The 20,612-nt window shown below is 54.3% G+C and carries 21 protein-coding genes; 6 read left to right on the top strand and 15 right to left on the bottom strand.

Annotated features, from left to right (window positions below):
* The first annotated feature begins 45 nt into the window (after positions 1 to 45).
* Positions 46 to 1,077, top strand: a complete 1,032-nt coding sequence (gene holA / locus SIB88_RS01945) for a DNA polymerase III subunit delta (RefSeq protein ID WP_101246665.1) — start codon at positions 46 to 48, stop codon at positions 1,075 to 1,077.
* Positions 1,078 to 1,187: 110 nt separating this feature from the next.
* Here the strand turns inward: holA and SIB88_RS01940 are convergent, their stop codons facing one another.
* From SIB88_RS01940 to SIB88_RS01910, 7 genes are all read right to left on the bottom strand, one after another.
* Complete coding sequence (locus tag SIB88_RS01940; protein ID WP_412559185.1) at positions 1,188 to 2,405, bottom strand: ParB/RepB/Spo0J family partition protein; 1,218 nt, start codon at positions 2,403 to 2,405, stop codon at positions 1,188 to 1,190.
* Entirely contained in the window at positions 2,402 to 3,229 is an 828-nt protein-coding gene (locus tag SIB88_RS01935) for a ParA family protein (RefSeq protein WP_101246667.1), read from the bottom strand. The genes SIB88_RS01940 and SIB88_RS01935 overlap by 4 nt, the downstream gene beginning before the upstream one ends.
* Complete coding sequence (gene rsmG, locus SIB88_RS01930) at positions 3,226 to 4,041, bottom strand: 16S rRNA (guanine(527)-N(7))-methyltransferase RsmG (protein ID WP_412559184.1); 816 nt, start codon at positions 4,039 to 4,041, stop codon at positions 3,226 to 3,228. The genes SIB88_RS01935 and rsmG overlap by 4 nt, the downstream gene beginning before the upstream one ends.
* Before the next feature lie 473 nt (positions 4,042 to 4,514).
* Positions 4,515 to 6,422, bottom strand: a complete 1,908-nt coding sequence (gene mnmG / locus SIB88_RS01925) for a tRNA uridine-5-carboxymethylaminomethyl(34) synthesis enzyme MnmG (protein ID WP_412559183.1) — start codon at positions 6,420 to 6,422, stop codon at positions 4,515 to 4,517.
* Between the two features lie 143 nt (positions 6,423 to 6,565).
* A complete protein-coding gene (gene mnmE, locus SIB88_RS01920; RefSeq protein ID WP_412559182.1) occupies positions 6,566 to 7,939 on the bottom strand; it encodes a tRNA uridine-5-carboxymethylaminomethyl(34) synthesis GTPase MnmE in 1,374 nt (457 codons plus the stop codon).
* 143 nt (positions 7,940 to 8,082) lie between these two features.
* Positions 8,083 to 8,406 (bottom strand): (2Fe-2S) ferredoxin domain-containing protein, encoded by a 324-nt coding sequence (locus SIB88_RS01915; RefSeq protein ID WP_101246670.1) that lies wholly within the window; start codon positions 8,404 to 8,406, stop codon positions 8,083 to 8,085.
* 5 nt (positions 8,407 to 8,411) lie between these two features.
* A complete protein-coding gene (locus SIB88_RS01910; protein ID WP_101246671.1) occupies positions 8,412 to 8,666 on the bottom strand; it encodes a DUF6489 family protein in 255 nt (84 codons plus the stop codon).
* Between the two features lie 293 nt (positions 8,667 to 8,959).
* On the opposite strand from SIB88_RS01910, the gene SIB88_RS01905 reads away from it, so the two are divergent.
* The 3 genes from SIB88_RS01905 to SIB88_RS01895 all read left to right on the top strand — a co-directional run bounded on the left by SIB88_RS01905 (position 8,960) and on the right by SIB88_RS01895 (position 12,708).
* Positions 8,960 to 10,999, top strand: a complete 2,040-nt coding sequence (locus tag SIB88_RS01905; RefSeq protein ID WP_412559181.1) for a thioredoxin domain-containing protein — start codon at positions 8,960 to 8,962, stop codon at positions 10,997 to 10,999.
* Positions 11,000 to 11,093: 94 nt separating this feature from the next.
* Entirely contained in the window at positions 11,094 to 11,582 is a 489-nt protein-coding gene (locus SIB88_RS01900) for a methylated-DNA--[protein]-cysteine S-methyltransferase (protein WP_114112113.1), read from the top strand.
* A gap of 151 nt (positions 11,583 to 11,733) precedes the next feature.
* A complete protein-coding gene (locus SIB88_RS01895) occupies positions 11,734 to 12,708 on the top strand; it encodes a quinone oxidoreductase family protein (RefSeq protein WP_114112114.1) in 975 nt (324 codons plus the stop codon).
* 107 nt (positions 12,709 to 12,815) lie between these two features.
* On the opposite strand, the gene SIB88_RS01890 is transcribed toward SIB88_RS01895, so the two are convergent.
* Positions 12,816 to 13,370 (bottom strand): HD domain-containing protein, encoded by a 555-nt coding sequence (locus tag SIB88_RS01890; RefSeq protein ID WP_412559180.1) that lies wholly within the window; start codon positions 13,368 to 13,370, stop codon positions 12,816 to 12,818.
* A 152-nt stretch (positions 13,371 to 13,522) separates the two neighbouring features.
* Between SIB88_RS01890 and SIB88_RS01885 the strand changes: the two genes are divergently transcribed.
* Positions 13,523 to 13,816: a hypothetical protein gene (locus tag SIB88_RS01885; RefSeq protein ID WP_412559179.1), complete on the top strand. Its 294-nt coding sequence runs from the start codon at positions 13,523 to 13,525 to the stop codon at positions 13,814 to 13,816.
* Here the strand turns inward: SIB88_RS01885 and SIB88_RS01880 are convergent.
* Positions 13,797 to 14,681 (bottom strand): LysR family transcriptional regulator, encoded by an 885-nt coding sequence (locus SIB88_RS01880; protein ID WP_412559178.1) that lies wholly within the window; start codon positions 14,679 to 14,681, stop codon positions 13,797 to 13,799. The genes SIB88_RS01885 and SIB88_RS01880 overlap by 20 nt on opposite strands.
* A gap of 97 nt (positions 14,682 to 14,778) precedes the next feature.
* On the opposite strand from SIB88_RS01880, the gene SIB88_RS01875 reads away from it, so the two are divergent.
* Complete coding sequence (locus SIB88_RS01875) at positions 14,779 to 15,276, top strand: lactoylglutathione lyase family protein (protein ID WP_101246678.1); 498 nt, start codon at positions 14,779 to 14,781, stop codon at positions 15,274 to 15,276.
* A gap of 103 nt (positions 15,277 to 15,379) precedes the next feature.
* Here the strand turns inward: SIB88_RS01875 and rho are convergent, their stop codons facing one another.
* The 6 genes from rho to coaE all read right to left on the bottom strand — a co-directional run bounded on the left by rho (position 15,380) and on the right by coaE (position 20,605).
* Positions 15,380 to 16,642, bottom strand: coding sequence for a transcription termination factor Rho (gene rho, locus SIB88_RS01870; protein ID WP_101246679.1), 1,263 nt, complete (start codon positions 16,640 to 16,642; stop codon positions 15,380 to 15,382).
* A 400-nt stretch (positions 16,643 to 17,042) separates the two neighbouring features.
* On the bottom strand, positions 17,043 to 17,402 hold the full coding sequence (locus SIB88_RS01865; protein ID WP_101246680.1) for a helix-turn-helix domain-containing protein: 360 nt from the start codon (positions 17,400 to 17,402) through the stop codon (positions 17,043 to 17,045).
* A complete protein-coding gene (locus SIB88_RS01860) occupies positions 17,399 to 18,046 on the bottom strand; it encodes a Smr/MutS family protein (protein WP_412559177.1) in 648 nt (215 codons plus the stop codon). Before SIB88_RS01860 ends, SIB88_RS01865 begins: the two co-directional genes overlap by 4 nt.
* A gap of 292 nt (positions 18,047 to 18,338) precedes the next feature.
* On the bottom strand, positions 18,339 to 19,286 hold the full coding sequence (locus SIB88_RS01855; RefSeq protein ID WP_412559176.1) for a substrate-binding periplasmic protein: 948 nt from the start codon (positions 19,284 to 19,286) through the stop codon (positions 18,339 to 18,341).
* 1 nt (position 19,287) lies between these two features.
* Positions 19,288 to 20,013, bottom strand: a complete 726-nt coding sequence (gene dnaQ, locus SIB88_RS01850; RefSeq protein WP_258548129.1) for a DNA polymerase III subunit epsilon — start codon at positions 20,011 to 20,013, stop codon at positions 19,288 to 19,290.
* A gap of 7 nt (positions 20,014 to 20,020) precedes the next feature.
* Positions 20,021 to 20,605, bottom strand: coding sequence for a dephospho-CoA kinase (gene coaE, locus SIB88_RS01845; protein WP_412559175.1), 585 nt, complete (start codon positions 20,603 to 20,605; stop codon positions 20,021 to 20,023).
* Positions 20,606 to 20,612: the final 7 nt, after the last annotated feature.

The raw sequence follows: 20,612 nt of genomic DNA, 5'->3' as shown, positions 1-20,612 counted from the left end.
GTTCTGTCATTTCTGCACCCGATACCAGGATAACCAAGACGCTTCATGAAGCTCAAGGCAGCCCAAGTCGAAACCTTTTTGCGCAGTCCCGATGCCAAGGCACAGCTGATCCTGATCTATGGTGAGGATGAAGGCCTTGTGCGCGAACGGGCCGTGCGCCTGGCCAAAACCGTTGTCGAGGATCTCAAGGATCCGTTTCGGGTGATCGAACTTGGTATCCCTCAGCTTAAGGAAGATGCCGGACGCCTTCGTGATGAGGCCGCCGCGATCAGCTTTGGCGGTGGACGGCGGGTGATCCGCATCCGCGATATTGGCGAAGCACAAGCCCCGATTATCGCAGACTTTCTGGCCGATCCGGCTGGTGATGCCCTGATTGTTATTGAAGCCGGTAGCCTTGCTTCGAAATCCAAACTGCGTCAGGCGGTCGAAAAGGCAGGCAATGGCATGGCCCTGCCCTGTTATGCCGATAGTGGTCGCGACATCGAAACCCTGATCCAGTCGATCATGGAAGAACACAAATTGCGGATCGATCGTGATGCCACCCGCTATCTGGTGGCAAATCTCGGATCCGACCGCATGATTTCACGAAGCGAGCTTGAAAAACTTGCACTTTATGCGCTCAAAGACGGCCAGGTCACATTGGCCGATGCGATGGCCTGTGTCGGCGACAGTTCCGCCCGCCATTATGACGATGTCATTCAGGCTGTTTCACAGGGCAATGTCGTCAATCTTGATGCAGCACTGACCCGACTGGTGGAAGAAGGTCTCAACCCGGTCGGCGCGTTGCGCATGATGATCAGCTATTTCCAGAAATTGCATCTGGTAAAGGGACTGGTTGCCCAAGGTACCAACGCCGATCAGGCAATGAAGTCCCTGCGCCCGCCCCTGTTTTTCAAGGCAGCAGACCAGTTTCGTGCCAATCTGAACAATTGGGCGGTAAATAACCTGCAACGTGCCCTGCAAATTCTGCTTGAGGCCGAAAAGGACTGCAAAAGTGGCCTGGCGATCCCGGAAACCATTGCCCATCGCGCCATGATCAAGGTTGCCGTCGCCCGCCAGAAGCAGGCGCGACGATAACTGCGTTCATCGAATATTTTATTAATACCAATTAAAAACGGGCCATCCGATCGGGGGCCCGTTTTTTTGTGGTGAGATGATCTTTGTCGCCGAGTAACCGACAACACCCGTCATGCCTTGTCGGTTATGATCAACTCATCAAGCTCGTTTTCATCGATCGCATCGGATTCGATTGGCGTGTCGCCTTCCGGTCCATCGACGACGGCATCAAGATCAATCCCGTCATCCTCGCCATCACTTTCCGGCAAAGTAGCATCGGCGATGCTTTCAAGTTCCGCGGTCAGTTTCTCTTCGGGATCTTCGTCGTCTGCGGCCGGGTCATCGTCTTCGATAAACATCGAATCGAATTCATTCTCGTCCGAGTCGGATATTGCCGAACTGTCTTCATCTCCGGTCAGATCATGGGCCTTGCCATGTGTAAGCCGTTGCAAAATGTCATCAAGCTGCTCAAGCGTTTCATAGCGAATAGAGATTTTTCCGGCTGCGCCATCAAAATCAATATTTACCGCCAACCCCAACATGTTGCTAAGGTCACGTTCAAGAGCCACAGTATCTGGGTCTTTGTGCGCAGAAGCCCCACCAGATGCCTTTTTGGGCCGGGAGGCCTTGCCGCCGTCGGTTTTCACAAGCTTTTCTGTCTGGCGAACATTCAATCCCTTTTTGACAATCTGGGCTGCAAGCTCGACAGCATTTTCCGCCCCCAACAATGCCCGGGCATGGCCGGAGCTCAGAACCTTGTCAGACAGCATTTGCTTGATCGGAGCTGGCAGTCCCAACAAGCGCAAGCTGTTGGCAATGTGACTACGGCTTTTGCCAAGCGCCTGACCCAGTGCTTCCTGGGTGTGCGAGAACTCGTTCATCAGGCGGTTATAGCCTTCGGCCTCTTCAAGCGGCGACAGATCCTGACGCTGAAGGTTCTCGATAAGGGCAATTTCAGCTGTTTCGCGATCATCGAAATCACGCACCAGCACAGGAACTTCATGCAATTGTGCCCGCTGCGCCGCGCGCCAGCGACGCTCACCCGCGATGATTTCATAGGTGGTTTCGCCCGTAGAAGACGCACGCACCAGAATCGGCTGAATGATCCCCTTTTCGCGGATCGAGGCAGCCAGATCATCAATGGCTTCGTCATCAAAATTGCTGCGCGGCTGGAATGGTGACGGCTTTAAATCCGTAATGGCAATCAGCTGTGTGGTGCCGCCCGGCCCCGGATGGCCACCAGCCGATGCTTCACCGCCTGCGGCAACTGCAACGCCGACATCTTCGTCATCTTCACCCAGAAGTGCAGACAGTCCTCTCCCCAAGCCGCGTTTTTTTGCTTCGCTCATGCTTTAACCCCTTCGCGTTTCAGGACTTCGCTTGCCAGATTGAGATAGGCCCGTGATCCCGGGCATTTCATGTCGTAAACCAGAACCGGCGTCCCGTGACTGGGGGCCTCGGAGACACGAACATTGCGCGGAATAACAGTGCGATACACCACGTCCCCGAAATAGTCGCGTACGTCATTGGCAACCTGTGCCGACAGGTTGTTGCGCTTGTCATACATGGTCAGAACAATGCCCTGGATTTCCAGATCCGGGTTAAATGCCTTTTTGACACGTTTGATGGTGCGCACCAGATGACTGACCCCTTCAAGGGCAAAGAATTCGCACTGCAACGGCACAAGAACCGCATCAGACGCCACCAGCGCATTCAAGGTCAAAAGGCCAAGCGACGGCGGGCAGTCGATCAGGACGTAATCGACATCCTGCGGCAACTTGCCCAGGGATTCTTTCAGCTGCATCTCGCGACGTTCAAAATCGACCAGTTCGATCTCGGCACCGGACAAGTCCATGCCGGACGGCACAATCGTCAAACGCGGGATCGCGGTTTCCTGACGCGCTTCTTCCAGCGAGTTGCCATTGATCAGCACATCATAGGAACTGATCTGACGATCCGAAGGACGCAACCCCAAACCGGTGCTGGCATTGCCCTGCGGATCAAGGTCAACAATCAGAACACGCTGATTAACCGCAGCAAGCGCCGTCGCCAGATTGATGGTGGTGGTTGTTTTACCAACGCCCCCCTTCTGGTTGGCAACCGCAATGATACGCGGACGATGCCCTGCCCCTTGTGACTGGGCGGAAAGCGGCAAGTCAATTACATCAGTCACCGGCCAACTCCTTTTAAGATCATCACGACTCCGTCCGGATCCACCAGACTGGCATGCGTGGTTACATCAAACGACCAACCAGCGTTTCGCGCATCCGCCAGCTCATCCTCAAAGGCACGTCCCTTCAGCAGCACATAATGGCCACCGGCTTTCAAATGTCTTTGTCCCAATTCCAGCAATTTTGGCAGCGGTGCAAAGGCTCGTGCCGTAATCACATCGGCCGCGCGCGGTGCTGCGGCTTCGATCCGTTCGCGGGCAATTTCCGTCTGTGCCAAAACATTACAAACCCGGGCTGCTTCCATCAGGAACACCGTTTTTTTGGTATTGGATTCCATCATGGTGACGTTGCCCGCCCCAAGAATGGCCAAAACGATGCCCGGGAATCCGGCGCCAGAGCCGAAATCAACGATTTTACCCTCTGCAGCAACATCCTGCAGATATGGCCAAAGCTGCGCAGAATCCTGCAAATGACGTCCCCAAACGTCTTCAGCCGTACTGGCGCCAACGATGTTAATACGTGGCTGCCATTTAACGACAAGGTCTGCGTATTGGTTCAAACGGTCCAATGTTTCACGTGAAACATTCAAATCGCGTTCGAACCACGTTTTTACGGGTGCGGAAATGGATTGCATAAATGATTTATACGTCCAGTTTGAAAAACACACCAGACTTGATTTTTGACGTTTTGCGTTTTTCATCGCGTTGCGGCGCAAAAAGCCGATAAAAGTCGGCTCGAATGTTTCACGTGAAACATCATTTATCAGAAATCGAGAGGACAGATGGTGAAAAGATAGACTTGATATCATGGCCATCGCCTGCCGCCTCACTCGACAATACGTCCCTGCCCAACCTTGGCTTAGTAGCTGCACCAAAGAATGTTTCACGTGAAACACTACTATACGCATCCCGCCTTCCAGGTTGTGCACCAACCCAAGCCGACAAAGCGCACCCAAACAATAACCCTAAATTCACCAGATCTGCCCTAATCACCGCAAGCGCCCTGCTCGTACTTCATCCAAAAACCACCCACAAAGTTATGCGGCCCCGTCGTGTATTAGTCCCATTTCGCGGTGCAGATACGTGCCAATCTGTTAGATCAATAGTGTCGGATTTTCGGCTAAATAACTGTCCGGCATCCCCGCCCGATCAGGAGGCGCTGCCAATTAAGATGTCCTAATGCGACTCCCAAGAAAGAACGTCACGCAGTTATTCAGAAAGAAGAACGCAAAAAGGCCCGGCTGATTGCTCAACCGGGCCCTTGCAGAATGAATTTGATCAGATGTTACTAGGCGCTTTTGGCCGCCTTGTCATCGCTGCCACGATGCTTGTGGCTTTTGATATGGCCAAGCAATGCTGTTACCGCTGCCGGGGTTACGCCCGGAATACGGGACGCAGCCCCAATCGTTTCAGGTTGAATTTCCTTGAGCTTCAACCGGATTTCAGCAGACAGACTTCCGACAGAATCAAAATCAAGGCCACGCGGCAAACGCAATTCTTCGTCTCGCCGGAACGCAGCGATGTCTGCGGCCTGCCGGTCAAGATATCCTTTATATTGTGCATCGATCGCCACCTGTTCCTTGATCGCCGGATCAAGATCGCCAAGCTGCGGCCACACGCGGGTCAAGGTATCAAAATCGATATCGGGATAGGCCAGCAGGTCATATGCAGATCGCCGCACGCCGTCCTGATTGATCCTGATATCAAACTTGGCCAGACCATTGGGCGTTTCCGTCAGGGTCGAAACTTCATCCTTTGCGGATTGCAGGGCAGCTTTCTTTGCCCCCCACACCTGTTCGCGGGTTGACGCAATACAGCCAATATCAAGACCGCGATCCGTCAGACGCTGATCGGCGTTATCGGCGCGCAGCATCAGTCGATATTCCGCACGCGATGTAAACATGCGATACGGTTCGCGGGTCCCCAGGGTCACCAGGTCATCGATCATCACACCAATATAGGCATCCGCCCGATCGAGCACGAATTCACGTTCGCCACCATCGGCAACCAATGCCGCATTGACCCCGGCAATCAAACCCTGCCCGGCTGCTTCTTCATAGCCGGTCGTGCCATTGATCTGTCCGGCAAAGAACAGACCGGCGACTTTTTTGGTTTCCAGCGTATGACGCAATTCGCGCGGATCAACGAAGTCATATTCGACAGCATAACCCGGGCGGAAAATCTCGACCTTTTCCAGACCCGGAATGGTGGCGAGCATGGCCAGCTGCACTTCTTCGGGAAGCGAGGTCGAAATGCCGTTCGGATAGACGGTCGGATCGTCGAGCCCTTCGGGTTCGAGGAAAATCTGATGCTGGTTCTTCTCGGCAAAGCGCACGACCTTGTCTTCGATCGACGGGCAATAACGCGGACCGCTGCTTTTGATCTGGCCGCTATACATCGGGGCGCGATGCAGATTGGCGCGAATGATTTCGTGGGTGGCCTCGGTCGTCCAGGTCATATGACACGGGATCTGGGGCACCGTAATTTCCTTGGTCAGGAAGGAAAACGGATCCGGCGGATTATCGCCAGGCTGTTCCTGCAAACTTGCCCAATCGATGGTGCGGCCATCAAGACGTGCCGGCGTACCGGTCTTTAATCGGCCCAGTTTGAAATCATATTTTTCCAACGTCTCGGAAAGACCCATTGCCGGGGCATCACCAATACGCCCGGCCGGCGTAGTCTTTTCGCCAATATGAATAAGACCGCGCAGGAAGGTACCCGTGGTCAGCACCACCGCACCGGCACGATATTCAATGCCCTCGCCCGTGATGACACCGGCCACGCGATTGTTTTCATCAATGATCAGGTCTTCAACCCCGCCTTCAAGGATCGTGAGGTTTTCCTGATTAGCGAGGATATCCTGAACCGCTTCGCGATAAAGCTTGCGATCGGCCTGTGCGCGCGGACCCCGTACCGCCGGTCCCTTTGAACGGTTGAGCATACGGAACTGAATGCCGGCACGGTCAATGGCGCGACCCATCACACCATCAAGCGCATCAACTTCGCGCACCATATGTCCCTTGCCCAAACCGCCAATGGCCGGGTTGCAGGACATTTCACCGATGCGATCAGCACGATGGGTCACCAGCGCCGTTGCTGCCCCCATGCGCGCAGCAGCAGCCGCAGCCTCGCAGCCGGCATGGCCACCACCAACAACAATCACATCAAAACGGTTGTGCGACACATTCTGTGACATCGAATTCCTCACTCAATCCCCACACCCATATGTGGCGGGTTTGAACCTTTGCGGTTCGAATAGGCTTATCAGGTCCGGTCAATGGACCAATGTTTCACGTGAAACAATCGCAGGGCTCGATCTATAGCGACTCTTCCCTGATCTTATTTTCCGATACAGAAGTCCCCGAAAATAATATCGAGCAAGTCTTCCACATCGACACGTCCGGTAATCTTGCCGATCTCGCGTACTGCCAGGCGAACATCCTCGGCAGCAAGTTCTGCGATTTCGGTCTGCAATCCGCGATCAAGATGATCGCTGGCACTTTCAAGTGCACGCCGGTGTCGCAGCCTTGTCAAAGGCACGGGCCCGGCAAAATCGAGCCCCTCTTTTACGCGAGTTTCCAGCAGTTGCAAGAGGCTTTCGACCCCCTGCCCGGTCATGGCCGATATGGCCAAAACGGGAAGCTCCAGGCGATCCCCTTCAACCGAAGCACCCTGCCAGACGGTCGGGATATCATCCGCATCGCTGCCATCGACCTTGTTGATCAGGATGATGGTCTTTGCATCAATCAGCCGGGCGGCTTCGGGATCGATATGGGGCCAGTCGGCACGATCGACAACAACAAGTCTGAGATCGGCATTCTCTGCCCGCTCGGTCGCACGACGCACCCCTTCGCTTTCGATCACATCACCGCTTTCGCGCAGGCCCGCAGTATCGACCATGGTCACCGGGAAACCACCAAGATCAAGATGAACCTCGATCATGTCGCGCGTGGTCCCGGCAATCTCGGAAACAATTGCCGCATCGCGCTGTGCCAGACGGTTAAGAAGGCTCGACTTGCCGGCATTGGGCGCACCAAGAATGACGATCTGGAACCCTTCGCGCAGGCGTTCGCCCCGGCGGTTATCAGCCAGATGGCGTTTGACCTCGTCATTCACAGCACGCAGATCGCCATGCACAACCGGCACAATCCCGTCTGGCAGATCTTCATCAGGGAAGTCAATATCGGCCTCGATATGGGCCAATGCCTTCATCAGGCGCGCACGCCAGCCTTCATAAAGCGTACCAAGCTCACCGGCCATCTGACGCACGGCCTGGCGACGCTGTGCCGCGGTTTCCGCATCAATCAGATCAGCGATCCCTTCGGCCGATGTCAGGTCCATCTTGCCGTTTTCAAAGGCCCGTCTCGTATATTCGCCCGGCTCGGCAATGCGCAGCCCGTTTTGACGCGACAGGCAATCAAGAACGCCTTCGATCACGGCACGTCCGCCATGAACATGCAGCTCAACCACATCTTCACCGGTAAAGCTTGCCGGGCCGGCAAAATAGATCGCCACCGCATCATCAAGACGCTCGCCCGATTGCGGATCACGGATCGGCGCGTAAACCGCATGGCGTGGCTTGGGCAGCGTATCGCGCCCCAAAAGCGCACAAAGCGTCTGCCCGGATAACGGCCCCGAAAGGCGGATCACGGCCACACCGGCACGCCCGGCCCCGGATGACAGGGCAAAGATGGTTTCTCGGCTTGCAATCATGATGGATCGTTCAATCTTGTGGTTTCGGTTCGTGCTGTCGATATCGTTCAGTCGCGCGCAAAGGTCAACCTAGCGCAGTCTTCACCAACAGGGTTTTAACAGTGCAAAGGAAAACGGCCCCGACAAAGGGACCGTTTGAATTCTTATTGATCCGGCGAAAGCTGCAATCTTTCGACCACCTGACCACCGACCAGGTGATCATCAAGAATGGCGTCAATATCTTCCATCGTCTCGTACCGATACCAGGTCCCTTCCGGATAAATCACCATCACCGGGCCCAACTCGCATCGGTCCAGACATCCGGCCGTGTTGATCCGGGTCATCGGAATGCCGAGTTCCTTGGCGCGGACTTTCATGTAATTGCGAAGCTTGGTCGCGCCCTTGGAATTGCAACAGCCCCGCTCATGGCCAGCCGGGCGTTCGTTCTGGCACACAAAAACATGCGCCTGATAGTAGTGGTCAGTCACTTGGTTCAGTCCTTGTCACCGCTTCCGCCGGTTGATCCGTTGAACTGTCCCCAGAACGCCTTCTGAAGCTGTTCCCAATTCTGGATACCCTGCGGGAGCCAGGTATTAAGCATGGTTTCCGGATCCATTGCCGCCAAATTGGCCTTCATGCGGTCTTCGACCTCTTTCATCATGGCCTTCTGCATCGGCTGAACATCAGGAAGCCCAAAGAAGGTGCGGGCCTCTTCGGGGGTGCAATCAATGTTCACGGTTACTTTCATCGCCCTGATCTCCTTTTATTTTCTGATTTTTGTCCGCATCATTATGGCGCGCCTGCCTGCCATCTCAATCACAATAACCATATTGGCAGCATATTGGATCATTTCCCGGCAATATCACGAATTTGAGACAAAGATTACTGCCAATTGCCTTTATGAATGATCCCATAGGCCTTAGAGTCCCTCTTAACAGCAATGTCCGTCGTGATCTGTTCGTCATTCGATCACCATCGGGCACGCCACAACGATAATGCCGCCCCGCTGATATAGAGCCAACCGGTGGCACAGGACACGACATGGAACTTACACGGAACAATCTTGGGTCGGAAACCAGCCCCTATCTTCTGCAACACCTTGACAATCCGGTGCATTGGCAACCCTGGAGCGCCGAAGTTCTGGCCGCAGCCAAGGCAGCCAACAAGCCGATCCTGCTGTCGATCGGCTATGCCGCCTGTCACTGGTGCCATGTCATGGCCCATGAAAGTTTCGAAGATGATGACATGGCTGCCCTGATGAATGACCTGTTCATCAATATCAAGCTCGACCGGGAAGAACGCCCGGACCTTGATGCGATTTATCAGAATGCGCTGGCCCTTCTGGGCCAACAGGGCGGCTGGCCATTGACCATGTTCCTGACACCCGATGGTGAACCGTTCTGGGGCGGGACCTATTTCCCGAAAGAAGCCCGCTATGGTCGGCCCGGGTTTGATGATGTGCTCAAAACCGTGTCAAAGATCTATACCGACAAGCCCGATGACGTCCGCCACAACGTCACCCAGATATCAAACGCCCTGATCAAAATGAACAGCGGTGCGACCGGGTCTGTTCCCGGTCTTGAAATGATTGATCGCTGCGGGCATGGCTGCTTGCAGATTATGGACGGGGAAAATGGCGGTACCGGCGGTGCACCAAAATTCCCGCAGCCAAGCCTGTTATCGCTGATCTGGCGCGCCGGGGTCCGAACCGGCGACGCCGATCTTGAACGGATCGTCAAACACAGCCTTGATCGCATGTGCCAGGGCGGCATTTATGATCATCTGGGCGGCGGGTTTGCCCGCTATGCGGTTGATGATCAATGGCTGGTGCCGCATTTCGAAAAGATGCTTTATGACAACGCCCAGCTGATTGATCTGTTGTGCGATGTCTGGCGCGTCGATGGCAATCCACTTTATGCCCGCCGGATCGAGGAAACCATTACCTGGATCTTGCGCGAAATGCGCATTCCCGGCGGGGCCTTTACTGCAAGTCTTGATGCCGACAGCGAAGGGGTCGAAGGCAAGTTCTATGTCTGGTCAGAGGCAGAGATCGATGACCTTCTTGGCGATGATGCCGCGCTTTTCAAAAAATTCTATGATGTTTCTGCCCGTGGCAACTGGGAACATCACAATATCCTGAACCGCACCAAATCGGGGCTTGCGCTTGCCGATGACGCAACCGAGACAAAGCTTGCGCAATTGCGTGAAAAGCTTCTTGCCGCACGGGCCTACCGCGTTCGTCCGGGCTGGGATGACAAGGCGCTGACCGACTGGAACGCCATGACGATCGCCGCCCTCGCCGAGGCGGCCATGACCTTCCACCGTGCCGACTGGCTCGATTACGCCAAGCTTGCCTTCAATTTCGTCACCAACAGCCTGATGAAGGATGGTCGCTTCCTGCACAGCTACCGCGAAGGCCGTGCCCAGCATGCCGGGATGCTCGAAGATTATGCCCATATGATCCGCGCAGCCCTGCGTCTGTTTGAATGCTTTGGCGAGGATGCCTATCTGCGCGATGCGATTGCCTGGTCGGAAACGGTCGAAGACCTGTTTGCCGACGCCAAGGGCGGCTATTTCCAGTCGGCCTCAGATGCCAGCGATCTGGTGGTCCGTCAAAAACCGTTCATGGATAATGCCGTGCCGTCGGGCAATGCGATCATGGCCCAAAACCTGGCGAAGCTATATGCGCTGACCGGCGACACCAAATACCGTGATCGTGCCGAAATCACCCTTTCGGCCTTTGGCGGGCGCATTGCCGAACAGTTCCCCAACATGCCCGGATTGCTTCTGGCCGCCGAAATGTTGCAAAACCCGGTTCAGATTGTGCTGATCGCCAAGGAACGCAGCCAAACATATCTTGATATGCGCCGGGCGATTTTTGGCCAATATCTGCCCAACCGGGCGATTACCATCCTTGGTAATGGTGATCCCCTGCCCGCCGGACATCCGGCCGAGGGAAAAACCGCGATCGGTGGCAGGGAAACCGCCTATGTCTGTCAGGGTCCGGTTTGTTCCGAACCTGTAACGAACGCAGAAGATCTTGCCAAACTGCTTGCCGGACTGCCTGCCAACCCGGCATAAGTCGCCATCATAATCACAGTCTGCACTTGGCGCCGCGCCAGTACGACCGATAAGTACGAGCAACAAGTGCCACCAGTATCTGAAAGTATGTTCCATGCCCCAGATTTCGATGAACAGCCCGGTTGGCGCGATCACGATTTTCGAATTTGATGGTCAGATCGTCGCCCTTGACTGGGGATTTGTCGACGAGATGGAAACCAGTCCGGTCCTCGAAGAAGCCAAAAAGCAGCTTAATGCCTATTTTTCCGGGCAGCTGGATGCCTTTGACCTGCCTTTGGCACCCGATGGTACCGACTTCCAGAAGGCCGTCTGGGACGCCATGTGCAAGATCCCCAAGGGCAAAACCGCAACCTACAAGGAGCTGGCGACCGCGGCCGGATCGCCCAAGGCCTTCCAGTCGGTCGGAACGGCATGCGGAATGAACCCGATCCCGATTATCATCCCCTGCCACCGTGTTCTTGCCAGCGGTGACAAGCCGGGTGGCTATTCCGGCCAGGGTGGATTGGAAACCAAGCGTGATTTGCTCAAGATCGAAGGGGTCGAACTTGTCATCGGCGATGATCAGGGAAGCTTTGACCTTTAGGCCGACCGATGGCTTTTGCCGGCGAATTTGACCCGGCAATTTCACCCAGCGAAATACATAACTCCCCTGCTGCAAATCCCGATTTTCTGACCTACACTCAACCCATTGATGAAACAGACGTTCAAAAGAACGACACAATGGGAGGTCATCCATGACCAAAGCATTCCGCTTTTACGAAACAGGCGGCAGCGATGTGCTACGCTTTGAAGATGTGGAAGTTGGCGCACCGGGTGCCGGTGAAGTCCGCCTGGCGCAAAAGGCTGTCGGCCTGAACTATATCGATATCTATTTCCGTTCCGGTGTTTACCCGGCCCCCGCCATGCCATCGGGGCTTGGGCTTGAAGGGGCCGGCGTGATCGAGGCGGTTGGCGAAGGTGTCACCGATCTTGCGGTCGGCGACCGGGTTGCCTATGCCGCCCAGCCGCTTGGTGCCTATGCCGAAGCCCGCGTGATGCCGGCCAAGGGACTGGTCAAAATCCCTGATGATGTCAGTTTTGAACTGGCTGCCGCTGCGATGCTTCAGGGCATGACCGCGCAATATCTTTTGCGCCGGACCTATAAGGTGCAAAAGGGCGATACCATCCTGATCCATGCGGCGGCCGGCGGTGTTGGCCAGATTGTTTGCCAGTGGGCAAAGCATCTTGGCGCAACCGTGATCGGGACGGTCGGATCAAAGGAAAAGGCCGAAATCGCCAAGGCCAAGGGGTGCGACTATCCGATCCTTTATCGTGACGAGGTGGTTTCCGAACGGGTCATGGAAATCACCAATGGCCAGGGCGTTGAAGTTGTTTATGATTCCGTCGGCAAAGACACGTTCGAAGATTCACTTAAATGCCTGAAACGTCTGGGCATGATGGTCAGTTTCGGCCAGTCATCGGGCAAGGTCCCGCCGGTTACCCTGGCACAGCTTGCGCCGGGCGCCTATTTCCTGACCCGCCCAAGCATCTTCACCTATAACGCCACCCGTGAAGAGCTTCTGGCATCGGCCGGTGAGCTGTTCGACGTCCTGAAATCGGGCGTGGTCAAGATCGACATCACCGCGACCTATCCGCTTGCCGATGCCGCCAAGGCCCATGATGATCTTGAAGGCCGCAAAACCAACGGATCGATTGTCTTTACGGTCTGATTGATCGGATAAATCCGATTGTGGTTTGATATCAAAAGATTTTCTGACAAAGGCAGGGTGCATTCCCTGCCTTTGTTCATTTCGGTCCGCCGATCAAACCGGGCGGGTTACTTGCCGACCAATTCCTGGCGATCCTGATGAAATGCACGCACATCACGCGCAATGGCATCAAAGCGCTCCGAAAGCCCGTAACTGACTTCGCGACACGGAGCGACCACCGCCTCTGCCCAGTCGACATAGGCCAGGATCTGCTCTTCGTCCCAGCCAATCGGGGTATCGGTCAGCATCGCCCCGACATTGGCGACCTTGTCAGCCAGACGCACCAGTTTGGCACCTTCTGTCAGGTTGGGCGCGTTTTCGACCTGTTTTGCCTTGCGCTCGTCACGCGGCAATGCCTTGTCATCGCTGACTTCCAGTACGATGTCAGCAATGGCGTCGTTAAAACAGGACGCAATTTCGTCGCGGGTTGCACCGCAATCCTCGATCACATCATGGAGCACTGCGGCACACAGAATGTCTTCGTCGGTATGCGGTTCACATTCGACAATCAGACGGGAAACCTCGATCGGGTGATTGATATAGGGTTCCTCGGCCGGGCCTTTGCGGCGCTGATCCCGATGGGCGCGGGCGGCAAAATCAACGGATTTGAGTAAAAGCTGCATCAAGCGCGATCTGGTAGTGAACGACGATCCCCAGATTCACACGGCTTTTGCATGGTTTCAAGCCTTCATCCCCTGTCGGGACCGAAAAACCGTCCCCACATAGAAATCAGCAATGAAATTGGCGCAGGAGGACACAGGATTTGTCACAGGACATGCAATTGAAACTGACCTTGCGAAATGAAAGCAGCCAAAATCCCCTTCATTTGACCAGTTTTGCCCCTCGCGATGGCTGGAAATCCGATCCGCCCCATCATCTTGATGCCAATCAGGCCAGAACCTGCGAGATTGAAACAACAAGCGAACTGGCGATTACCATGCGTTATGGCACGCATCATATCGGCATTCATTTGGGCAATGGCACTTTCAGCGTCGAACCGGGCGATGCGGTGATCGAAAGTCAGAAACTTGACGGTGCGCTTGCTGAAATTACGCTTGTTTTGCGCTGATGACCGCCCGGATCTCGTTGACGATGGTTCGGGCAAGGGCCGATAGCGGCCATTCGGCCCGCGATATGATATAAAGGGTGTCGAAAACTTTCGGGTCGTGATCATACACCGTGATTTTCGACTGATCGCGAAACGCCTCGCGGGCAAAGGCCGGCAGAATGGTAAATCCAAGCCCGCGGGCAACCGGCTCAAGAATAAGGGTAATCTGGTTGGAAAATCCATGGCACGGAATTGATTTTACACCGGAAAACTCGCGAAACACCTGACCAAGCAACCGGGTCGCCATCGACGGGCCATCGGGATGATCAATGAACCCGATTTCAACAAGAGCCTGGTATTCCGTGATCTTCACCCCGGCAGGTAAAATCAGTTCAAGCGGCTCAATCCCGATTTTCTCGGCGCGAAGCCTGGGATCATCGGGACGCTGGGTGACAACGCCAAGCTCCACCTTGTTATCAAGAACCGCATCAACGATATCATCTGTCGGGGCAAAGCGATGATGTATGGCGATGTCACGATGTTGGTCCTGCAGATCAAGAAGGGCTGCATAAATGCCAAGTCCCGAACTGCCCGGTGTGGCGATTTTGACTGCCCCGGCATGACTTTGGTCCGGTGATACCCGACGGGCCAGCCGGTGGGCGGCCGCATCGACCTCGGCCGCATAGTGCAAAAGCGCCCTGCCCGCCGGCATCAGTTCGATTTTGCGCCCCTGACGCAGGAAAACCGGGCCGACAACATGTTCGATATGCTTGATATGCTGACTGACTGCGGCCTGGGTCAGGCCGAGGCGATCGGCGGCGCGGGTAAAGGAGCCCGAATCACACACCGTGCAAAATGTTTTCAACCAGATTGGCGATATATTCATAACGATATTTTATTGAATAAATAAGTTTTCGTCTATTTTACTTATACCATAACCGATCAAAGCTGTGCCCAACCTTTCACATTTCAGGAGCACAGCAATGTCATCACATTATCCGCGCACCTTTTCCCATATCGGCATCTCGGTCCCCGATCTTGAGGCCGCTGTAAAATTCTATGCCGAAGTTCTTGGCTGGTACGTCATCATGGAACCGACCACCATCACCGAAGATGACAGTGATATCGGTCAGATGTGCACCGATGTCTTTGGCGCGAACTGGAAATCGTTCCGCATCGCACATCTGTCGACCGGCGATCGTGTTGGCATCGAACTGTTTGAATTTCCCGATAACCAACGCCCGGACAACAATCTGGAATACTGGAAAACCGGAACATTCCATTTCTGTGTCCAGGATCCCGATGTCGAAGGTCTGGTGGAAAAGATCAAGGCCCATGGCGGCAAACAACGCATGCCGATCCGCCACTATTATCCCGGCGAAAAACCCTATCGCATGGTTTATGTTGAAGACCCGTTCGGCAATGTCTTTGAAATCTATAGCCACAGCTACGAGCTGACCTATTCAGCCGGCGCATATTGAACCGCCTGATCGCCAATCATCAGACAATAAAAAACGGGGCCAATCCGGCCCCGTTTAATCATCAGACAATTATCTGTATCCGGCCGTTTACGCCGGATTTCGATTATCCATTCATGGAATCGAAGAAATCGTCGTTGTTCTTGGTCGATTTGAGTTTGCCCAGAAGGAACTCCATCGCGTCCTGCGGCCCCATCGGGTTGAGGATACGGCGCAGCACCCACATCTTGGACAGAACGCCCTTGTCGACAAGCAGCTCTTCCTTACGGGTACCCGATTTAAGGATATCAATCGCCGGGAAGATACGTTTGTCAGACAGTTTGCGATCCAGAACCAGTTCGGAGTTACCGGTCCCTTTGAATTCTTCAAAGATGACCTCGTCCATGCGCGAACCGGTATCGATCAGGGCGGTTGCGATGATGGTCAGCGACCCGCCCTCTTCGATGTTACGGGCCGCACCAAAGAACCGTTTCGGACGTTGCAGGGCGTTGGCATCGACACCACCGGTCAGAACCTTGCCCGAGCTTGGCACGACCGTGTTATAGGCACGGGCCAGACGGGTAATGGAATCAAGCAGAATGACAACATCATGCTTGTGTTCGACCAGACGTTTGGCCTTTTCCAGAACCATTTCGGTGACCTGAACGTGACGCTGCGCCGGTTCGTCAAAGGTAGAGCTGATAACTTCACCCTTCACCGAACGGTCCATGTCGGTCACTTCTTCCGGGCGTTCGTCAATCAGAAGAACGATCAGATAGGCTTCCGGATGGTTTTCCTCGATCGCGTGCGCAATATTTTGCAGCATCACGGTCTTACCGGTACGCGGCGGTGCGACGATCAGGGCACGCTGACCTTTACCAAGCGGTGATACCAGTTCGATCACGCGGTTGGTGGTATCCTTGTTGCCTTCCTGATCGGATTCACGTTCCATGCGCAACGGCTGATCAGGATAAAGCGGGGTCAGGTTGTCAAAGTTGATGCGATGACGGACTTTTTCCGGCGCATCAAAGTTGACCTTGTCGACCTTGAGCAACGCGAAATAGCGTTCCCCTTCCTTGGGCGAACGGATCTGGCCTTCGACCGTATCACCGGTCCGCAGACCAAAACGGCGAACCTGGCTTGGGCTGACATAAATGTCATCGGGCCCGGCAAGATAGTTTGCCTCGGGGCTACGCAAGAAGCCGAAACCATCGGGCAGCACTTCGAGAACCCCCTCGCCAAAAATGGCATGGTCGTTCTCGGCCAACTGTTTGAGAATGGCAAACATCAGCTCCTGTTTGCGGAGCGTGCTGGCATTTTCGATTTCGAGTTCCTCAGACAGGGCAAGCAGCTCGGTCGGAGATTTCTTTTTGAGTTCCTGAAGATGCATATGTGCGTTTAATGATCTGTGGTTGCCGGAAGGGCGAAGATTTTATGGGATAAGAAGAAGATATGCGGTTGACCGTCAGGCAAGGCACTCAGTCAAATGCTGGGGCGTGCGGACGGTTCCAAACCTTGTAGTTGCAAGAAAGGCAGGGCTTTTCATGTTTCTGGATCGAAACACCCCCGATTGATAACCTCGAAAACGGGAATAGTCAAACCGTGTTTCACGCAATGCAGCTATTTTGCCCGCAGCGTTGTGTAAAAAACACGATTCTGCCGCCAGACTTCGGATATATGGGCACAAAACCTGCAATTAACAGGTTCAACAACCGGTTTGACCCCGCAAATTTCCGATCCCAATATTAGAAATGACTGTATTTGACCTGTTTTGCGATCGCGGGCGGGTCTTATGGATGGCGTTCACGAAGAATTTCAAGCATCCGCCCAAGCTGATCATCACTCAGCCCGGCAATCCGTTCGGATAAAAGATTGGCAAGCTCGGTTGCTTCGGGCTCAAGCCCCGCCGTATCGACGGTGATTTTGGGATGCGACAGCTGGGCCAGACGTTTGATATCGTCAACTTCATCCCATACCAGATTGAAATAACCACAAATCTGCTGCACCAAACCGGGGCTTGGGCGACCGCGATGGCCATGTTCAAGTGCTGAAAGATAGGCCGGCGACAACTGCAACGCCGTTGCCATATCGGTCAACGTCACATTATTGCGGGCCCGCAATTCCCTGATGCGATTGCCAAAAGGTGTCACGGGCGTCTCCGTTTCAACAAAACATAAAAGGCCCCTGCTCCACCGTGCTGGATCTGGGCCTGATTGATGGCAAGAATACGATTGCGCAGGCGCGGCGCACTCAGCCATTGCGGGGTGCGGCTGCGCAGAAGGCCGGTGCGTCCATATTCATCGGCGCGCGATCCTTTGCCGGTAATCACCAAAACGCAACGTTTCCCGGCCCGCCAGCTTTCTTCAATAAAGGCATTAAGCGCATTATGGGCGACATCCTGGGTCATGCCATGCAGGTCGATGCGCCCGTCGATTGTCATTTTGCCTTTCTGGAATTTGTTGGCGGTTGACCGGTCAATCCCGTCCGTCACACCCGGTTTCAAATCGGCAAGGCTCTGTTTTTTGACCTGTGGTCCGCGATCAGCATTGCGCGCCGAAGGCAAATTGCGCGCAGCACGGTTTTCTTCGGACCGTTCCAGACTTTCACCAAGCGTATCAGGCAGGGGAATGGCAGTATCGCTGGTGTGGATGTCATCGTCAGGATCAAATACCACTTCATCGCCTTTGCGCTTTTTACTGCGCAAGGGTTTGACGTCACGGGTAAAAACCTCCCACAGGGTCTTTTCCTCGTCACTGACGGTACGGCGTCGTTTATTTGCTTTTTTCTGTGTCATTGGGAACTAGATCGACCAATTAAACGCGTTCTGCCGCACTCGATTAATATGTGGACAGGAGGATTTCCGCCAAAGCCCCCTGGGTTCCAGGGGAATGAAACACCCGCCACCGATTAATCGAACGCAGCCCGTTGGGTTTGCCATAAAACATCGCCCAAGACCCGGTATCAATTTCAAAAGGCATAAAGCCTTTCCTTTATCGATACCACGTCTGTTTAAACATTTTATTCAAACAGAATGCGATGAATTAGTCGATCCAATCCCCGACCGGCATCCAAACACCGCCCAAGGCCTAATCGTCGCTTCCGGCAAGATCAATGCATCTGACCCCGTTATTGGAAAGATCAAGCATCGCCTTAAGGAAACTGCCATCAAGGTTGGTCGACAAGCCGTGCGTCTGGCGGTTTTTCACAAAAAAGCCGTTGCGTTTGAATGTGTCAAGCTGGCCCTGAAGACGTGAAATATCCTCATCAGGCACATCGCCACTGACCGCGATATAAAGATAACAGCTTCGATATGACACGGCCCCGTCGATTTTAGGAACGTTTGCGCCGGTTTCCTTTTGTTCAATCTCGTCAATATAGTGACGCAGCACGTTGCCACCGATTGCAATCAGATCAATCCGGTCGGCCAGCAGCATCGGCAATAAAAGTTCTTCGCGCGGGACAATTACGATCTGTTTGGCACCGCGTTCGCGCAAATAGGCTTCGCGGGCTGATCCCATCAGGGTGCCGATACGCGCACTTTCAAGAATGTCTTCAAAACCGGTATCCGACCAATTGCGGTCTTCAAATCCGTAAAGGTTCCAGATGGTGCGACTGACCGGCCCGACCCATTTGAATTTGTCTTCGCGGTCATCGGATCGGGTCGTTGGATAAATCACATGACCGGCCTCGCGCTCGGCCAGTTCCATCTGCCGTTTCCAGGGCATTTGCGGCACGATTTCCGCATAAATGCCGGCCTGGGTAAACAGTTCGATGGCAAGACTGTCAAAATAGCCCGGTTCAGGCCGGTCTGACGACCGGACCCGCGGATTTTCCGAAAGATGGATGATATAGCGCCCGTCAAAATCCGCAGAAACCGCGTCCGACTGTACCGTTCCCGCCACGTCATCCGCAAAAGACGCTGTCGGAAACAAAATCGGGATGCAAGGCGAAACAACAAGCAGAAATAGCAAATAGAAGCGGGTCGCAAGGCGCCGGTGTGGCGAACGGAATTTCAGGCAATTCCGTTTTTTCATGTCACGCCTCTTGCTTCTTTAACCAGATGGCGTCTTTGACCTTGCTTTCGATATAGGCCTGATGGGCGGCCAGTTCTTCTTCGCTGATCACATGGGGGCGCGGTTCCAGCCTGTTGGATTTCGGCCCCAGAACCCGCCGGCCGACATTCCCGCCAGAGCTGTCTGCATCCTGGGCATTGGGATCAAGCGACAGACCATGCTGACGTCCACCAAGAAGTTCCAGGTAAACCTGCGCAAGAAGATCGGAGTCAAGCAGTGCCCCGTGCAGGGTACGGTTGGAGTTATCGATCTTGAACCGACGGCAAAGCGCATCAAGGCTTACCGGCGATCCCGGAAACTTTTTGCGCGCCATCTGAACCGTATCAAGCGCACGTTCCATGGCAATCCGCGGCTTGTTAAGCCATTCAAGTTCCGCATTCAGGAACTTCATATCAAAGGCGGCATTGTGAATGACCAGGACCGAATCATCACCGATAAATTCAAGGAAATCATCGGCAACTTCGGCAAAGACCGGCTGGTCTTTCAGGAAGTCATCACCCAGACCGTGAACGTCAAACGCCTCTTTGGGCATCGGGCGTTCCGGGTTGATATATTGGTGATATTGGCGACCGGTCGGCATGTGATTGACCAGTTCGATACACCCGATTTCTACCAGACGGTGGTCAGCATAGGGATCAAGGCCAGTGGTCTCTGTATCGAGGACGATTTCACGCATGTATTCTTGGATCCGGTGGTCAACTCAGATGATCAACAATGCCCTGAATATATTGAAAAGTCACAGCCCGACCCAACCCTGTTGGGATGACATAATCGGCCCGTTTCCGTTTCTCCATATCCGGCATCTGTTTGGACAGAATGGCGGAAAATTTTTCATCCGTCATCCCCTGTCGCGCAAGAACACGCTGGCGTTGAATAAACCCTGGCGCTGAAACAACTGCAACGATATCGCAGCGCTTTTCACCGCCCGTTTCATATAAAAGCGGGATGTCGAGTACTACCAGTTTACGTCCGAGCATCCGCTGGCTGCGCAAAAAGCGAATCTCTGCGGCACGGATCAGCGGATGCAATATCGATTCAAGCTTTTTAAGCGCGCGCGCATCGGCAAAAACAATCTTGCCCAGCATTTGCCGGTCAATCCGTCCATCGCGCAAAACTTCTGGAAAAGCTGAAATCACCTGATCAAAGGCCGGACCGCCAGGTGCCATCAGAAGATGGTTGGTCGCATCCGCATCATGGACCGGCACGCCAAGATATCGAAACATCGCCGCAGCGGTCGATTTGCCCATGCCGATCGAACCGGTTAACCCCAAAATCACCATGATAAGA

It is taken from the genome of Thalassospira sp. MIT121401, from assembly GCF_047125595.1.
GTDB classification, from domain to species: domain Bacteria; phylum Pseudomonadota; class Alphaproteobacteria; order Rhodospirillales; family Thalassospiraceae; genus Thalassospira; species Thalassospira povalilytica.
The sequence above is the reverse complement of the archived record's forward strand: the minus strand, read 5'-3'. Positions and strand labels throughout refer to the sequence as shown.

Excerpts from the sequence above, each read along its gene's own strand:
- holA (WP_101246665.1), top strand. The coding sequence starts at position 46 with ATGAAGCTCAAGGCAGCCCAAGTCGAAACCTTTTTGCGCAGTCCCGAT.
- SIB88_RS01940 (WP_412559185.1), bottom strand. The coding sequence starts at position 2,405 with ATGAGCGAAGCAAAAAAACGCGGCTTGGGGAGAGGACTGTCTGCACTT.
- rsmG (WP_412559184.1), bottom strand. The coding sequence starts at position 4,041 with ATGGCCATGATATCAAGTCTATCTTTTCACCATCTGTCCTCTCGATTT.
- mnmG (WP_412559183.1), bottom strand. The coding sequence starts at position 6,422 with ATGTCACAGAATGTGTCGCACAACCGTTTTGATGTGATTGTTGTTGGT.
- mnmE (WP_412559182.1), bottom strand. The coding sequence starts at position 7,939 with ATGATTGCAAGCCGAGAAACCATCTTTGCCCTGTCATCCGGGGCCGGG.
- SIB88_RS01910 (WP_101246671.1), bottom strand. The coding sequence starts at position 8,666 with ATGAAAGTAACCGTGAACATTGATTGCACCCCCGAAGAGGCCCGCACC.
- SIB88_RS01905 (WP_412559181.1), top strand. The coding sequence starts at position 8,960 with ATGGAACTTACACGGAACAATCTTGGGTCGGAAACCAGCCCCTATCTT.
- SIB88_RS01900 (WP_114112113.1), top strand. The coding sequence starts at position 11,094 with ATGCCCCAGATTTCGATGAACAGCCCGGTTGGCGCGATCACGATTTTC.
- SIB88_RS01895 (WP_114112114.1), top strand. The coding sequence starts at position 11,734 with ATGACCAAAGCATTCCGCTTTTACGAAACAGGCGGCAGCGATGTGCTA.
- SIB88_RS01890 (WP_412559180.1), bottom strand. The coding sequence starts at position 13,370 with ATGCAGCTTTTACTCAAATCCGTTGATTTTGCCGCCCGCGCCCATCGG.
- SIB88_RS01885 (WP_412559179.1), top strand. The coding sequence starts at position 13,523 with ATGCAATTGAAACTGACCTTGCGAAATGAAAGCAGCCAAAATCCCCTT.
- SIB88_RS01880 (WP_412559178.1), bottom strand. The coding sequence starts at position 14,681 with ATGAATATATCGCCAATCTGGTTGAAAACATTTTGCACGGTGTGTGAT.
- SIB88_RS01875 (WP_101246678.1), top strand. The coding sequence starts at position 14,779 with ATGTCATCACATTATCCGCGCACCTTTTCCCATATCGGCATCTCGGTC.
- rho (WP_101246679.1), bottom strand. The coding sequence starts at position 16,642 with ATGCATCTTCAGGAACTCAAAAAGAAATCTCCGACCGAGCTGCTTGCC.
- SIB88_RS01860 (WP_412559177.1), bottom strand. The coding sequence starts at position 18,046 with ATGACACAGAAAAAAGCAAATAAACGACGCCGTACCGTCAGTGACGAG.
- SIB88_RS01855 (WP_412559176.1), bottom strand. The coding sequence starts at position 19,286 with ATGAAAAAACGGAATTGCCTGAAATTCCGTTCGCCACACCGGCGCCTT.
- coaE (WP_412559175.1), bottom strand. The coding sequence starts at position 20,605 with ATGGTGATTTTGGGGTTAACCGGTTCGATCGGCATGGGCAAATCGACC.